A 14,749-nucleotide genomic window follows, 5' to 3' on the forward strand; every position below is an offset into this window, starting at 1 on the left:
TATACTTACCGCCATTTTAACGCCCTGGAACCTCCTTGATGGTTGATCACCTGATTGCATTTGCCACTACCCACTATTTGCTCGCTGGTGCGTTCGTCGTACTGCTGGCGCTGCTGATCGCTCACGAAATGAGCCGCGGTGGCCGCAGCCTCAGCACGTCCGAGCTGACCGCTCTGGTCAACAAGGATGAGGCTGTAGTGGTGGACATTCGTCCCGCCAAGGATTTCGCCGCCGGTCATATTGTCGGCGCGCTGAACATTCCCCAGGACAAGCTGATTTCGCGCCTGGCCGAGCTGGAAAAGCACAAGGCCAAGACCATCATCCTGGTCGACGCCCAAGGCCAGCACTCCGGCACCCACGCCCGCGAGATGCTGAAATCCGGTTTCAACGCGGCCAAACTGTCGGGTGGTATCTCCAGCTGGCGTGGCGATAACCTGCCGCTGGTGAAGTGATATGAGCCAGGTTGTCGTTTATTCCAGCGATTATTGCCCTTATTGCATGCGAGCCAAGGCCCTGCTTGAGAAAAAGGGCATTGCCTTCGAAGAGATCAAGGTTGATGGCAAGCCCCAGGTGCGCGCCGAGATGACCAAGAAAGCGGGACGCACGTCCGTGCCGCAGATCTGGATCGGTGACAAGCATGTCGGTGGATGCGATGACCTGTTCGCACTCGAGCGCGCCGGTAAACTGGATGCGCTGCTTCACGTCTGACTCACAACCCCTAAAAGACCCCAAGATCACGAAGGATCTGCGATGACTGACCAACAGAACACCGAAGCGGCAGCAGAAGAGGCTCAAGGCCCACAATTTTCCCTGCAGCGTATTTACGTACGCGACTTGTCGTTCGAAGCGCCAAAAAGCCCGGCCATCTTCCGTCAGGAATGGACCCCGAGCGTCGCACTGGACCTGAACACCCGTCAAAAGGCCCTGGAAGGCGACTTCCACGAGGTCGTGCTGACCTTGTCGGTGACCGTCAAGAACGGCGAAGAAGTGGCCTTCATCGCTGAAGTGCAACAGGCCGGCATCTTCCTGATCCAGGGCCTGGACGAAGCGTCCATGAGCCACACCCTGGGCGCGTTCTGCCCGAACATCCTGTTCCCGTATGCCCGTGAGACCCTGGACAGCCTGGTCACCCGTGGCTCGTTCCCGGCGCTGATGCTGGCTCCGGTGAACTTCGATGCCCTGTATGCGCAAGAGCTGCAGCGCATGCAACAGGAAGGTTCGCCAACGGTTCAGTAATTTCGAACCCGACGCAGGACTAAATGTGGGAGCGGGCTTGTGTGGGAGCTGGCTTGCCTGCGATAGCATCACCGCGGTGTGACTGACACACCGAGGTGTTTGTATCGCGGGCAAGCTCGGCTCCCACACAAGCCCGCTCCCACATTTGTTATATGCGTTACTTGAAACCGAGTTGCCGCCAACCTTCGTAGACGGCGACGGCCACGGTGTTGGACAGATTCAGGCTGCGGCAGCCTTCGCGCATCGGCAGGCGCAGGCGGTGGCCGTCGGGCAGGGCGTCGAGCACCTCTGCCGGCAGGCCCCGGCTTTCCGGGCCGAACAGGAAGGCGTCGCCTTCGGCAAAGCTGGCATCATGGAACGGCCGCGAGCCCTTGGTGGTAAACGCGAACAACCGTGGGTGGTTCAGGCTTTCCAGGCAACTGGCGAGGTCGGCGTGGCGCTGCAGGGTGGCGTACTCGTGGTAGTCGAGCCCGGCGCGGCGCAGGCGCTTGTCGTCCATGTCGAAGCCCAACGGTTCGATCAAATGCAGGTGGCAGCCACTGTTGGCGCACAGCCTGATAACGTTGCCGGTATTCGGCGGAATTTCTGGTTGAAAAAGGATGACGTGAAACATGCACGGCTCCGAAGGCAAAGATGCGCTGCATTCTACCCCTGAAGACGACCCGCGACCGAAGCTTCTGCCACGGGTTTTAGGCTCGTTGGCGATTGTCGGCTTGATGGTGGGCCTGATGATCGGCCGGCTGACCACGCCCGACCCGGTTGAGCTGCAGCAGGTGGAGCCTGCCGCTGATGGCCTGGTGGTGTGGTTCAACAGCGAGCCCAAGCTGCACGGCGAACATATCGACGGCACCGTGGCGCTGTTGTTCGACGCGCTGGGCAAGGCTCAGGGCGGGCAACTGAAGGTCAATGACAAGGATGTGAACTGGCGCGTGCGCAAGACCGATGGCGGCTTGCTGCTGAACCTGGTGGCGGCTCGGCCATTGCGCGGGGAGTGGTCGGGGGAGAAGGTCGAGGGGCGCTGGCGGCTGGAGATCCATCTCCGGGAGGAATAAAAGAGGGAATCCCCGGCCTGCCTGTACCAAGGTTCCCAAAACGGGCTGGGGCTATGGGCGCATTGCCTCATAAGCCCCGGGTGTAAAGAAGGGAGTTCCCGGCCTGCCTGTACCAGGGCTCCCAAAACGGGGTGAAGCCAAAGGCTTCGGTGTTAAAGAGGGAATCCCCGGCCTGCCTGTACCGAGGTTCCCGAAACGGGTGTGGGGCGCGACGCGATCCGCATCAAGCACCCCGGGTGTAAAGAGGGGATTCTCGGCCTGCCTGTACCAAGGTCCCCGAAACTGGGTAGTAACAGGGTTATTGCAGGGCGCGTGCCAGAGTTGTGAAGTTGTGCCAAAAAATTTCTTCAGAAAGCGCAAAGCCCCGGAATACGGGGCTTTGGCGTTTTCAGCTTTTAATATTTATTTAACAAGGCATGTGTTTCAGGCGTTGCATCCGTGCGCGATGCCGGTTCGTGGTGCATTGAAGCGGTGCACGTTCAGCCCTCATCGCCCTCATCATCATCGCCGCCGTCGACCTTCATCCCCAGCTCCTTGATCTTGCGAGTCAGGGTGTTGCGGCCCCAGCCCAGCAGCACGGCGGCGTCGCGACGACGACCGGCGGTATGCTTGAGGGCGGTTTCGATCATGATCCGCTCGAAGGCCGGCACAGCGCTGTCCAGCAGGTTCGACTGGCCACGTGCCAACGCCTGGTCGGCCCACTGGCGCAGGGCCTGCTCCCAGTTGGTCACCGGTGCCGAATCCTGAGGCAGGCTCAGCAGCTCCGGCGGCAGGTCGCTGATGTGCACTTCGCGCCCCGAAGCCATCACCGTGATCCAGCGGCAGGTGTTCTCCAACTGACGCACGTTGCCCGGCCATGGCAGGTTCTTCAGGTATTCCTCGGTCTCGCTTTTCAGCAGCTTCGGCTCGACGGCCAGCTCCTGGGCGGCGCGGCTGAGGAAGTGACGCGCGAGGGTCGGGATGTCTTCGCGGCGGTCCGACATCCGTGGGATGTGGATGCGGATCACGTTCAGGCGGTGGAACAAGTCTTCACGGAATTTCCCGGCATGCACCAGGGTTTCCAGGTTCTGGTGGGTCGCCGCGATGATGCGTACGTCGACCTTGACCGGCGTATGCCCGCCTACGCGATAAAACTCGCCGTCTGCCAGTACCCGCAGCAGGCGCGTCTGGGTGTCGGCCGGCATGTCGCCGATTTCATCGAGGAACAGCGTGCCGCCATCGGCCTGTTCAAAACGGCCCCGGCGCAGGTTGGCCGCGCCGGTGAACGCGCCTTTTTCATGGCCGAACAGTTCCGACTCCATCAAGTCCTTCGGAATCGCCGCCATGTTCAGCGCGATAAACGGCGACGCCGCCCGTGGGCTGTGACGGTGCAGGGCGTGGGCCACCAGCTCTTTACCGGTACCCGACTCGCCGTTGATCAGCACGGTGATGTTGGAGTGGCTCAAGCGCCCGATGGCGCGAAACACTTCCTGCATCGCCGGGGCTTCGCCGATGATTTCCGGGGTACGGGTCAGGGCCGGCGGGGCTTCCTGGTTTTGTTGTTCCTGGGCGTGCTGGTTGGCGCGTTTTACCAGGGCCACCGCTTCGTCCACGTCGAACGGTTTCGGCAGGTATTCAAAGGCGCCACCCTGATAGGAGGCGACAGCGCTGTCCAGGTCCGAGTGCGCGGTCATGATGATCACCGGCAAGCGCGGGTGCTGCTCGCGTATCCGCGCCAGCAAGTCCAGGCCACTGGCGCCGGGCATGCGGATGTCGGAGATGATCACATCGGGCTGCTGGCGAGCCAGGCGGCTCATCACCCCGTCGGCGCTGTCGAAGCTCTGGGTGGTCATGCCTTCCTGTTGCAAGGCTTTCTCCAGGACCCAGCGGATAGAACGGTCGTCATCGACGATCCAGACAGTTTCACTACGGCTCATGTCGATGGGGCTCCTTGTTCCAGTGGCAGAAAGATCGAGAAGGTGGTGTGGCCGGGATGGCTCTCACACTCGATCAAACCCTGGTGCTGGCTGATGATGTTCTGGGTAATGGCCAGGCCCAGCCCGGTACCGTCCGGGCGGCCGCTGACCATTGGGAAAAAGATGGTTTCCTGCAGTTCGGCCGGGATACCCGGGCCGTTGTCGATGATCTCGACCTTGGTCACCAGGCGATGGCGCACGTGGCCGATGGTGAACTGGCGCAACGCGCGGGTGCGCAGGCTGATGCGGCCCAGGCGCAGTTCGTTCTGGCTGCTGATGGCCTGCATGGCGTTGCGCACGATATTGAGCACCGCCTGGATCATCTGCTCGCGGTCGATCAATACATCGGGAATGCTTGGGTCGTAGTCGCGCACCAAGGTGATGCAGCCCTGGCTTTCGGCCTCTACCAACTGGCAAACGCGTTCCAGCACTTCATGCACGTTGGTCATCGCCAGCGACGGAAGTTTGTTGGAGCCGAGCATGCGGTCTACCAGGTTACGCAGGCGGTCGGCTTCCTCAATGATGACGTTGGTGTAGTCCTTGAGGTTCTCGTCCGGCAGCTCGCGGGCCAGCAACTGTGCGGCGCCGCGAATCCCGCCCAGCGGGTTCTTGATCTCATGGGCCAGGCCGCGCACCAGCATCTTGCTGGTTTCCTGCTTGGACAGTTGCGCTTCTTCCTTGGTGATGCGCAGCAGGCGATCCCGGGGATGCACCTCCAGCAGCAGCAAGGTGGCGCCGTGGCTCAGGATCGGCGTGACCGCGTAGTCGACGGTCAGGGTCTGGCCGGTGAGGGCGGTGAGCATCGCTTCGCGTTTGGTGAACGGGTGCGCCTGCTCCACGGCCTGGCGCAACGAACTCAAGGCTTCAGCCGACTCGGTGAACAGTTCGCTGATGAATTGCCCATGGCTGCGCTGTCCGCTGATGGCCAGCAGCATCTCCGCCGCCGGGTTCATGTACTCAAGGCGCAGTTCGTCATTGAGCAGAATGGTCGCGGTGGTCAGGTTGTCGAGTAGCAGGCGGTGCAGTGCGTCGCTGATGGTCATTAGGACCTCTTTTGGAGCAAGGCGCGGGCTTGAGGCACACGCTGATACAAGGAAAATGCAAAAACCAAACCAAAGCTCCGAAAAGAAGCGTTAAAGCCCTGAAATGGGGGCTTAAGGCGCGAAACTGTGGCGTTCTGCCAGCTTCAGCGGGAAGTTTCGAACCAAAATGGGTTGCGTAAGTGGGAAGGGTGCAGCGTATCGCACCAATATAGTGCGGTTTTGAAAAGTCTGTTCAGGAAAGCCAAAAGGCTTTCCTGGTGTTCAGCCTTTGTAGAGGCACAGCTCGGCGGTGGCGCGGATCATCGCCAGTTGGTGCAGCGGGTCATGTGCAGGCGCGTGATTAGCCTGGGCCAGCCATTGCGGACACTGCGGGTTGGTGCGCTCCGGGGTGAAGTCCGCCAGCTGTTGCAGCAGGCGTTTTTGCAGCAGGTCCAGTTTAGGGCGGATCTGGCCGACCAAATCAGGGCGCGGGTCGTCAGGCGCCTTGCCTTGCAGTTGCCAGTCGGACAAGTGGACGTATTGCACCAGTTTGTTCGCCTCGATCTGGGCCGAGAAAAACTGCTCGGCTTGCGCCGGTGCCAGTTTGTAACTCGGCGCCTGGGCGACGACGCTGGCGATCACGTCCCGCTCCCGTGGGCGGTCCTCGACGGGCTTGTGGCTGTCCCATTTGCTCAGGGCCACCTGGTCGGCGATCGCCAGGCGTTCGGCGATGCTGTCGAGTAGCGGGGCGAGGGTGGGTGGTGCGGCCAATACATTGGCGCTGATAGCCAGCAAGATGAACCCAAGGTTGAGTTTCAAGGCAGATCCCTCTTTTGTAGGAGCGAGCTTGCTCGCGATGGTCGTTAACGATAACCCGTAAATATTGAAGAAATGCGGCGTCCTTGAGCTTTTCGCGGGCAAGCCCGCTCCCACGGGGTTTTGCGGGCAAAAAAAAGACCTCCCGAAGGAGGCCTTTTTCATCACGCCGCGTTAAGCGGCGCTACCGGATCAGCAGCTGTAGTACAGCTCGTATTCCAGTGGGTGTACGAAGGTGCGGACCTTGATTTCTTCTTCGCTTTTCAGGGCGATGTAGGCATCGATAAAGTCGTCGCTGAACACGCCGCCTTTGGTCAGGAACGCACGGCCCTTGTCCAGCTCTTCCAGGGCTTCTTTCAGGCTGCCGCACACTTGTGGGATCTCTTTGGCCTCTTCAGGCGGCAGGTCGTACAAGTTTTTGTCGGCGGCGTCGCCAGGGTGGATCTTGTTCTGGATACCGTCCAGGCCGGCCATTACCAGGGCAGCGAAGGCCAGGTACGGGTTGGCTGCCGGATCCGGGAAGCGGGCTTCGATACGGCGAGCGCGAGGGCTGGACACGTAAGGAATACGGATCGAAGCGGAACGGTTGCGAGCGGAGTAGGCCAGCATTACCGGAGCTTCGAAACCTGGGACCAGACGCTTGTAGGAGTTGGTCGACGGGTTGGTGAAGCCGTTCAGGGCCTTACCGTGCTTGATGATACCGCCGATGAAGTACAGGGCAGTGTCGGACAGGCCGGCATAACCTTCGCCAGCGAAGGTGTTCTTGCCTTCTTTGGCGATGGACAGGTGAACGTGCATACCCGAACCGTTATCGCCGTACAGAGGCTTAGGCATGAAGGTAGCGGTACGGCCGTAGGCATCAGCCACGTTGTGTACGCAGTACTTCAGGGTCTGAACTTCGTCAGCCTTGGCCACCAGGGTGTTGAACTTCACACCGATTTCGTTCTGGCCGGCAGTCGCCACTTCGTGGTGGTGAACTTCGATGACCAGGCCCATTTCTTCCATGGCGTTGCACATGGAGGTACGGATTTCGTGGTCGTGGTCGAACGGAGGAACCGGGAAGTAGCCGCCTTTGATGCCTGGACGGTGGCCTTTGTTGCCGCCTTCCACGTCCTGGTCGGACATCCACGAACCTTGTTCGGAGAAGATTTTGAACATGGAGCCGGAGATGTCGGACTTGAACTTGACCGAATCAAAGATGAAGAATTCTGGTTCCGGACCTACGAATACGGTGTCGCCGATACCGGTCGACTTCAGGTATTCCTCGGCACGCTTGGCGATCGCACGTGGGTCACGGTCGTAGCCTTGCATGGTCGAAGGCTCGATCACGTCGCAGACGATGATCAGCGTTGGGTCTTCGGTGAACGGGTCGAGTACGGCGGTGCTGTCGTCCGGCATCAGGATCATGTCGGAAGCTTCGATGCCTTTCCAGCCGGCAATGGAGGAGCCGTCGAACATTTTGCCTTCTTCGAAGAAGGCGTCATCCAGCGCGTCGCGAGCCGGCATGGTCACGTGGTGCTGAGTGCCTTTTGTGTCCGTGAAGCGCAGATCAATCCATTTGACGTCATGATCTTTGATGAGTTGAACCGACTTCGACATAGTGTCCTCCGGGTGGCTTCGGGCTGGGGTAGTGGAGTTAGCCCTTAGAATGTGGGTGATGCCGGCGCGAATACTCGACCAAGGCAACCTGCCTCACAAGAGAGCAAATTGCATGCCAGTGCCCCGACATGGGTTTTTTGCCACAAAAACGCCCCTATAAAGGTGCAATCCGCTGAAACGGAATAAATTGCGCACCGCAATGTAGCGTGATTTTTCATTAATGACCCGTTTTGGTGCGCGAAAGGTCGATTGCATATTAACTGGTTAAACCTTGAGCGATTTCCGCTATAATCCGCGCCCCCCTTTTTCGGCTGGGCCTGCGCGCGCTGTTTTCATGAAATTAATCGTTAAAGTCTTCCCCGAGATCACCATCAAGAGCCGACCGGTACGGATGCGTTTCATCCGTCAATTGGCCAAGAACATCCGTGCCGTGCTCCGCGATCTGGACCCGGCTGTGGTGGTGAACGGTGTGTGGGACAATCTCGAGCTGGAAACCCGCCTGACCGACCCCAAGGCCTTGAAGGACATGACCGAGCGCCTGAGCTGCGTGCCGGGCATCGCGCATTTCCTGCAGGTCGACGAGTACCCGCTGGGCGACTTCGACGACATCACCGAAAAGTGCAAACAGCACTACGGTGATGTGCTGGCAGGCAAGGTGTTTTCGGTGCGTTGCAAACGTGCCGGCAAGCACCCGTTCAGCTCCATGGATGTCGAGAAATACGTTGGCAGCAAGCTGCGTCGCGAGTGCGGCGCAGCCGGAATTTCCCTGAAAGAGCCGCAAATTGAAGTGCGGATGGAAATTCGCGACCAACGGTTGTTTGTGATCCACAGCCAGCACGACAGCATCGGCGGCTACCCGCTGGGTGCCCTGGAACAGACCCTGGTATTGATGTCCGGCGGTTTCGATTCCACCGTTGCGGCCTACCAGATCATGCGCCGCGGGCTGATGAGCCACTTCTGCTTCTTTAACCTGGGCGGGCGTGCACACGAATTGGGCGTGATGGAAGTCGCGCATTACATCTGGAAGAAGTACGGCAGCTCGCAACGGGTGCTCTTTGTCAGCGTACCGTTCGAGGAAGTCCTGGGAGAAATTCTCGGGAAAGTCGATAACAGTCATATGGGCGTAGTATTGAAGCGTATGATGTTGCGCGCTGCGTCCCGAATCGCGGATCGGCTGGAAATCGACGCACTGGTGACCGGTGAAGCGATTTCCCAGGTGTCCAGCCAGACCCTGCCGAACCTGTCGTTGATCGACTCTGTGACGGAGAAGCTGGTATTGCGCCCGCTGATCGCCAGTCACAAGCAAGACATCATCGACCTGGCGACCCAGATCGGCACGGCGGATTTCGCCAAGCACATGCCGGAATATTGCGGGGTCATCTCGGTGAACCCCAAGACCCACGCCAAGCGCAACCGCGTGGAGTACGAAGAACAACAGTTCGACATGGCGGTTCTCGAGCGTGCGCTGGAGAACGCCAAGCTGGTGCCGATCGATCGGGTTATCGACGAATTGGGCCAGGATTTGCAGATCGAAGAAGTCAGCGAGGCTCTGGCCGGTCAGATCATCATCGACATCCGTCACCCGGATGCCGCTGAAGACGAGCCGCTGGAAATTGCTGGCATCGACGTACAAACGCTGCCGTTCTATGCATTGAATGCGCGTTTCAAGGAACTGGATGACAGCCGTCAGTACCTGTTGTATTGCGACAAAGGCGTGATGAGTCGCCTGCATGCCCACCATTTGCTCAGTGAGGGGCATGCCAATGTGCGCGTTTATCGACCGAGCTAAGAGCCCGGGGCTGTTTGCCTGTGGCCTGCGTCACCGGCCCCCCGACTCTGCCGTCAAGCTGTAACGGCAAGGCCTGACTCTACTGTTAATCGCTGCCACGACCTGTCAGCACACCGAATCCTCTGATCGAGATACACAAGTGATCGAAAATCTACGCAACATCGCCATCATTGCCCACGTTGACCATGGTAAGACCACCCTGGTAGACAAACTCTTGCGTCAATCCGGCACCCTGGAGCGCAACGAGCTCAACGACGAGCGCGTGATGGACTCCAACGACCAGGAGAAAGAGCGCGGTATTACCATTCTGGCGAAAAACACCGCCATCAACTGGAACGGCTACCACATCAACATCGTGGACACCCCGGGCCACGCCGACTTCGGCGGCGAAGTTGAACGCGTAATGTCGATGGTTGACTCCGTTCTGCTGCTGGTTGACGCCCAAGACGGCCCTATGCCGCAAACCCGTTTCGTGACCAAGAAGGCTTTCGAAGCCGGCCTGCGTCCGATCGTGTGCATCAACAAGGTTGACCGTCCAGGCGCGCGTCCGGACTGGGTTCTGGACCAGATCTTCGACCTGTTCGACAACCTGGGTGCCACCGAAGAACAGCTGGACTTCAAAGTCGTCTACGCCTCGGCCCTGAACGGCATTGCCGGTCTGGAACACACCGACATGGCTGAAGACATGACCCCGCTGTACCAGTCGATCGTCGACAACGTACCTGCGCCGAAAGTTGACCGTGAAGGCCCGTTCCAGATGCAAATCTCGGCACTGGACTACAACAGTTTCCTGGGTGTTATCGGTGTTGGCCGCATCGCTCGTGGCAGCGTCAAGCCGAACACTCCGGTTGTCGCCATCGGCGCCGACGGCAAGAAACGCAACGGCCGTATCCTGAAGCTGATGGGTCACCACGGTCTGCACCGTATCGACGTTGAAGAAGCGTTTGCCGGTGACATCGTGTGCGTGAGCGGTATGGACTCGCTGTTCATCTCCGACACCCTGTGCCAGCCGGACAACGTCGAGGCGATGAAGCCTCTGACCGTTGACGAGCCAACCGTTTCCATGACCTTCCAGGTAAACGACTCGCCTTTCTGCGGTAAAGAAGGCAAGTTCGTGACTTCCCGTAACATCAAGGAACGTCTGGACAAAGAGCTGCTGTACAACGTTGCTCTGCGCGTTGAAGAAGGCGACTCGGCTGACAAGTTCAAGGTTTCCGGCCGTGGTGAGCTGCACCTCTCGGTACTGATCGAAACCATGCGTCGCGAAGGCTTCGAAATGGGCGTTGGTCGTCCTGAAGTGATCATCCGTCAGGTTGACGGCGTGAAGCAGGAACCGTTTGAAAACGTCACCATCGACACCCCTGAAGAATCCCAGGGCAAGGTCATGGAAGAGATGGGCCTGCGTAAGGGCGACCTGACCAACATGGTGCCGGATGGCAAAGGCCGTGTGCGTCTGGAATACAACATCCCTGCTCGTGGTCTGATCGGTTTCCGTAACCAGTTCCTGACCCTGACCAACGGCGCTGGCATCCTGACCTCGATCTTCGATCGCTACGACACCATGAAGTCCGGCGACATGTCCGGTCGTCAGAACGGTGTTCTGGTATCGGTAGAAACCGGCAAGGCGCTGACCTACTCCCTGGAAACCCTCCAGGCGCGTGGCAAGCTGTTCGTTGAACACGGTCAAGAGATCTACAACGGTCAGATCGTTGGTCTGAACAGCCGTGACAACGACATGGGCGTCAACCCAACCAAAGGCAAGAAGCTCGACAACATGCGTGCTTCGGGCAAAGACGAAACCATCGCTCTGGTTCCACCTGTTCGCTTCACCCTGGAACAGGCCCTGGAATTCATCCAGGACGACGAGCTGTGCGAAGTGACGCCTAAGTCGATCCGCCTGCGTAAGAAGATCCTGGACGAAGGCGAGCGTACCCGCGCTGCCAAGAAAGCCAAGAACTGAGTTAGCTCAGGCTGAATGAAAAACGCCCCCGGTCGAAAGGCCGGGGGCGTTTTTTTATGCCTGCAATAGCTGTAGCGACTGCGACGGCCTCATCGCGGGCAAGCCCGGCTCCCACATTTTGATATGTGAACACATTCAACTGTGGGAGCTGGCTTGCCTGCGATAGGGCCCTCAAGGCCCCACAAAAATCTGGATCAGAACTTGTCGAGGGTCTTGAACTTGGTCTCGCGCACCACTTCCTTCGGCTTGTACGCGCAATACCCAGGACGCGGTCCGATTTTCGGGTGATTGCGGCAAGTATCCGGGCGCTTGTCATAAATAGTGCAGAAGCGGCTCTTACGATCCAGGTACAGGCAATCGTTGTTGCTCATGCGCTGCAGGGTAAAGATCTCGGATTTGGCGTTGAAGCGCTCGACGATGCCTTCTTTCTGCAAGCGCTTGGCGATGTTCTTCGGCGGGTCGCCACGCTCGAACTCATCGACGATGCCGATACGGATCAGGTCCTTGATCTTCACCTCAACCGGCAGGGTGCAGCAGCTCGACACACAGCCGCCACACATGTGGCTTGAGTATTTCTGCCAGGTCTCGAGACGGTCGAGTTCCGCGGCGGCGATCAGTTGAGGCTTCATCAGGTTTCCAAGAGGGGTGTTATCCGGCGCGGGATCATACCGGAATTGGTGTTTTTTTGAACAATATCTTCCGGGTTTCAGCTCGAAGGCAGTGTCGGGCAACAAACGGGCACGGCCCCTGCATCAAATTCCCGCAAAGGTGAATGAGTTAAAAAACTGCCGAACCAGAGCGTCTACGGTCTGTCAGACCGTCTAGGCTCTAGCAACTCCTTCTATCTCGCCCGAGGTCGCATCGATGTCTCAGGAACCGCTTGTACGAGAAGCAGAGGTAGCCGCATTTCGCGATGCCGTCTTGACCAAACTTACCTATGCGGTGGGCAAGGACCCCGATCACGCCTTCGACCACGACTGGTTCGAAGCCATTGCACTGGCCGCCCGCGACCATATGGTCGACCACTGGATGGACCACACGCGGCACATCTATCGCAAGGGGCAGAAGCGGGTTTACTACCTCTCGCTGGAATTCCTGATCGGCCGTCTGCTCTACGACAGCCTGAGCAACCTCGGCCTGCTCGACGTGGCCCGTGAGGCCATGAGCGAGTTGGGTGTGGACATGGAGCGCATTCGCCTGCTGGAGCCCGACGCGGCCCTGGGCAACGGTGGCCTTGGCCGCCTGGCTGCATGCTTTATGGAAAGCATGTCGACCCTGGGCATTGCCGGCCACGGTTATGGCATTCGTTATGAACACGGGCTGTTCCGCCAGGCGATTGTCGATGGCTGGCAGCAGGAGCAAACCGAGCGCTGGCTGGATTTCGGCAACCCGTGGGAGTTCGAGCGCGCCGAAGTGATCTACCCGATCGGCTTTGGCGGCGGCGTGGAAACCCTGCTGGACGCGTCCGGCAAGTCGATCCAGGTCTGGTCGCCGAATGAAACCGTGCGTGCGGTAGCCTACGACACCCCGGTGGTCGGCTGGCGCGGCGCCAGCGTCAACACCTTGCGCCTGTGGCGCGCCCGGGCCGTGGAAGACCTGCACCTGGAGCGCTTCAACGCCGGTGATCACCTGGGTGCCGTGGCCGAGGTAGCCCGTGCCGAAAGCATCTCCCGGGTGCTTTACCCGGCCGACAGCACCGAAGCAGGGCAGGAACTGCGCCTGCGCCAGGAATACTTCTTCGTCTCCGCCTCGCTGCAGGATTTGCTGCGTCGCCACAAAAACATGCACGGCTCGGTCCTGAGCCTGGGCGAACACGCGGCCATCCAGCTCAACGACACGCACCCATCGATCGCGGTGGCCGAGTTGATGCGCCAGTTGGTGGACCTGCACGATATCCCGTGGGATGCCGCCTGGGATGTCACCGTCGAGACCCTGTCGTACACCAACCACACCTTGCTGCCCGAGGCGTTGGAGACCTGGCCGGTGGGCTTGATGGAACGCATGCTGCCGCGGCACATGCAGATCATCTACCTGATCAACGCTCAACATATCGACTCGCTGCGGGCCAAGGGCATCCACGACTTCGACGTGCTGCGCGCCGTGTCGCTGATCGAGGAAGACAACGGCCGCCGCGTGCGCATGGGCAACCTGGCGTTCCTCGGTTCCCACAGCGTCAACGGCGTGTCCGGCCTGCATACCCAACTGATGCGCAGTACGGTGTTCTCCGAACTGCACAAGCTCTACCCGGACCGGATCAATAACAAAACCAACGGCATTACCTTCCGCCGCTGGCTGTACCAGGCCAACCCCAAACTCACCGCAATGCTGGTGGAAGCCCTGGGTCCGGACGTACTGGATAACCCGGAGCAGCGTCTGGTGGACCTGGAACCGTTCGCCGAGAAACAAGCCTTCCGCAAGGCCTTCGCCGAACAGCGCCTGCACAGTAAACGGGCACTGGCCGACATCATTCACGAGCGCCTGGGGATTTCGGTCAACCCGGCGGCGATGTTTGATGTGCAGGTCAAGCGGATCCACGAGTACAAGCGCCAGCTGTTGAACCTGCTGCACACCGTCGCGCTGTACCAGGCGATTCGTGCCGAGCCGGGCACCGACTGGGTCCCTCGGGTGAAGATTTTTGCCGGCAAGGCGGCGGCCAGTTATCACCAGGCCAAGCTGATCATCAAGCTGACCAACGACATCGCCCGTACCGTCAACAACGACCCGACGGTGCGCGGGTTGCTCAAGGTGGTGTTCCTGCCCAACTACAACGTCAGCCTGGCGGAAAGCATCATTCCGGCGGCCGACCTGTCGGAGCAGATTTCCACCGCCGGGTTTGAAGCGTCCGGCACCAGTAACATGAAATTCGGCCTTAACGGCGCGCTGACTATCGGCACCATGGACGGTGCCAACGTCGAGATGCACGAGCGCGTGGGTGCCGACCACATGTTTATCTTCGGCCTCAGCGCCCAGCAGGTAGAAGCGCGCAAACACGCCGGTGAGTTCAATGCCGGGCCGGAAATCGCCGCGTCCCATCGCTTGAACGATGTGCTGCAAGCGATTCGCGGCGGGGTGTTCTCGCCGGATGATCCGGGCCGCTATGCCGGGTTGGTGGACTCGCTGATCGACTACGACCGCTTCCTGGTCTGTGCCGACTTCGATTCCTACTGGGATGCCCAAGCGCGGGTCGAGGCGCACTGGCACGATTCCAAGGAATGGTGGCGCTCGGCGGTGCTCAACACCGCGCGCATGGGCTGGTTCTCGTCGGACCGGACCATCCGCGAATACGCGACGGAGATCTGGAAAGCGTTGGATTAGACACC

At 59.6% G+C, this 14,749-nt stretch carries 13 protein-coding genes; 7 read left to right on the forward strand and 6 right to left on the reverse strand.

Going from position 1 to position 14,749, the window contains the following annotated elements:
- Positions 1-38 precede the first annotated feature (38 nt).
- Genes P3C29_RS15545 through secB form a run of 3 tightly spaced genes read left to right on the forward strand, consistent with a single transcriptional unit; the run spans position 39 to position 1,236 of the window.
- The gene (locus tag P3C29_RS15545; protein WP_010169093.1) at positions 39-452 is read left to right on the forward strand and encodes a rhodanese-like domain-containing protein; all 414 of its coding nucleotides are present in this window, start codon (positions 39-41) and stop codon (positions 450-452) included.
- A gap of 1 nt (position 453) precedes the next feature.
- Positions 454-708: a glutaredoxin 3 gene (gene grxC, locus P3C29_RS15550; protein WP_010169095.1), complete on the forward strand. Its 255-nt coding sequence runs from the start codon at positions 454-456 to the stop codon at positions 706-708.
- Positions 709-750: 42 nt separating this feature from the next.
- Positions 751-1,236 (forward strand): protein-export chaperone SecB, encoded by a 486-nt coding sequence (secB, locus tag P3C29_RS15555; RefSeq protein ID WP_003218009.1) that lies wholly within the window; start codon positions 751-753, stop codon positions 1,234-1,236.
- Between the two features lie 157 nt (positions 1,237-1,393).
- On the opposite strand, the gene P3C29_RS15560 is transcribed toward secB, so the two are convergent.
- Complete coding sequence (locus P3C29_RS15560; RefSeq protein ID WP_169386586.1) at positions 1,394-1,849, reverse strand: tRNA (cytidine(34)-2'-O)-methyltransferase; 456 nt, start codon at positions 1,847-1,849, stop codon at positions 1,394-1,396.
- On the opposite strand from P3C29_RS15560, the gene P3C29_RS15565 reads away from it, so the two are divergent.
- Positions 1,848-2,288, forward strand: coding sequence for a hypothetical protein (locus P3C29_RS15565; protein ID WP_010169104.1), 441 nt, complete (start codon positions 1,848-1,850; stop codon positions 2,286-2,288). The two genes, P3C29_RS15560 and P3C29_RS15565, sit on opposite strands and share 2 nt — an antisense overlap.
- A 479-nt stretch (positions 2,289-2,767) precedes the next feature.
- On the opposite strand, the gene ntrC is transcribed toward P3C29_RS15565, so the two are convergent.
- The 4 genes from ntrC to glnA form a co-directional block, all read right to left on the reverse strand.
- Positions 2,768-4,204 carry a nitrogen regulation protein NR(I) gene (ntrC, locus tag P3C29_RS15570; protein WP_003218003.1) on the reverse strand — a complete coding sequence of 479 codons (1,437 nt, stop codon included), beginning with the start codon at positions 4,202-4,204 and terminating at the stop codon, positions 2,768-2,770.
- Positions 4,201-5,286 (reverse strand): nitrogen regulation protein NR(II), encoded by a 1,086-nt coding sequence (gene glnL / locus P3C29_RS15575; RefSeq protein WP_003218001.1) that lies wholly within the window; start codon positions 5,284-5,286, stop codon positions 4,201-4,203. Before glnL ends, ntrC begins: the two co-directional genes overlap by 4 nt.
- A 261-nt stretch (positions 5,287-5,547) precedes the next feature.
- Positions 5,548-6,084 (reverse strand): chorismate mutase, encoded by a 537-nt coding sequence (locus tag P3C29_RS15580; protein ID WP_275964870.1) that lies wholly within the window; start codon positions 6,082-6,084, stop codon positions 5,548-5,550.
- Between the two features lie 189 nt (positions 6,085-6,273).
- Positions 6,274-7,680 (reverse strand): glutamate--ammonia ligase, encoded by a 1,407-nt coding sequence (glnA, locus tag P3C29_RS15585; RefSeq protein WP_003217999.1) that lies wholly within the window; start codon positions 7,678-7,680, stop codon positions 6,274-6,276.
- Between the two features lie 334 nt (positions 7,681-8,014).
- Between glnA and thiI the strand changes: the two genes are divergently transcribed.
- Positions 8,015-9,469: a tRNA uracil 4-sulfurtransferase ThiI gene (gene thiI, locus P3C29_RS15590; RefSeq protein WP_023659343.1), complete on the forward strand. Its 1,455-nt coding sequence runs from the start codon at positions 8,015-8,017 to the stop codon at positions 9,467-9,469.
- Between the two features lie 139 nt (positions 9,470-9,608).
- The gene (typA, locus tag P3C29_RS15595) at positions 9,609-11,429 is read left to right on the forward strand and encodes a translational GTPase TypA (protein WP_003217997.1); all 1,821 of its coding nucleotides are present in this window, start codon (positions 9,609-9,611) and stop codon (positions 11,427-11,429) included.
- 194 nt (positions 11,430-11,623) lie between these two features.
- On the opposite strand, the gene P3C29_RS15600 is transcribed toward typA, so the two are convergent.
- Positions 11,624-12,058: a YkgJ family cysteine cluster protein gene (locus P3C29_RS15600; protein WP_017478181.1), complete on the reverse strand. Its 435-nt coding sequence runs from the start codon at positions 12,056-12,058 to the stop codon at positions 11,624-11,626.
- 235 nt (positions 12,059-12,293) lie between these two features.
- Here P3C29_RS15600 and P3C29_RS15605 point away from each other — a divergent pair, with 235 nt between their 5' ends.
- Positions 12,294-14,744, forward strand: a complete 2,451-nt coding sequence (locus P3C29_RS15605) for a glycogen/starch/alpha-glucan phosphorylase (protein ID WP_010169111.1) — start codon at positions 12,294-12,296, stop codon at positions 14,742-14,744.
- The last annotated feature ends 5 nt before the right edge of the window (positions 14,745-14,749 follow it).

Source organism: Pseudomonas sp. 1912-s (assembly GCF_029269205.1).
Taxonomy (GTDB): domain Bacteria; phylum Pseudomonadota; class Gammaproteobacteria; order Pseudomonadales; family Pseudomonadaceae; genus Aquipseudomonas.

Bases quoted from the DNA above. Each gene is read 5' to 3' on its own strand.
- P3C29_RS15545 (WP_010169093.1), top strand. From the start codon at position 39: ATGGTTGATCACCTGATTGCATTTGCCACTACCCACTATTTGCTCGCT.
- grxC (WP_010169095.1), top strand. From the start codon at position 454: ATGAGCCAGGTTGTCGTTTATTCCAGCGATTATTGCCCTTATTGCATG.
- secB (WP_003218009.1), top strand. From the start codon at position 751: ATGACTGACCAACAGAACACCGAAGCGGCAGCAGAAGAGGCTCAAGGC.
- P3C29_RS15565 (WP_010169104.1), top strand. From the start codon at position 1,848: ATGCACGGCTCCGAAGGCAAAGATGCGCTGCATTCTACCCCTGAAGAC.
- P3C29_RS15560 (WP_169386586.1), bottom strand. From the start codon at position 1,849: ATGTTTCACGTCATCCTTTTTCAACCAGAAATTCCGCCGAATACCGGC.
- ntrC (WP_003218003.1), bottom strand. From the start codon at position 4,204: ATGAGCCGTAGTGAAACTGTCTGGATCGTCGATGACGACCGTTCTATC.
- glnL (WP_003218001.1), bottom strand. From the start codon at position 5,286: ATGACCATCAGCGACGCACTGCACCGCCTGCTACTCGACAACCTGACC.
- glnA (WP_003217999.1), bottom strand. From the start codon at position 7,680: ATGTCGAAGTCGGTTCAACTCATCAAAGATCATGACGTCAAATGGATT.
- thiI (WP_023659343.1), top strand. From the start codon at position 8,015: ATGAAATTAATCGTTAAAGTCTTCCCCGAGATCACCATCAAGAGCCGA.
- P3C29_RS15600 (WP_017478181.1), bottom strand. From the start codon at position 12,058: ATGAAGCCTCAACTGATCGCCGCCGCGGAACTCGACCGTCTCGAGACC.
- P3C29_RS15605 (WP_010169111.1), top strand. From the start codon at position 12,294: ATGTCTCAGGAACCGCTTGTACGAGAAGCAGAGGTAGCCGCATTTCGC.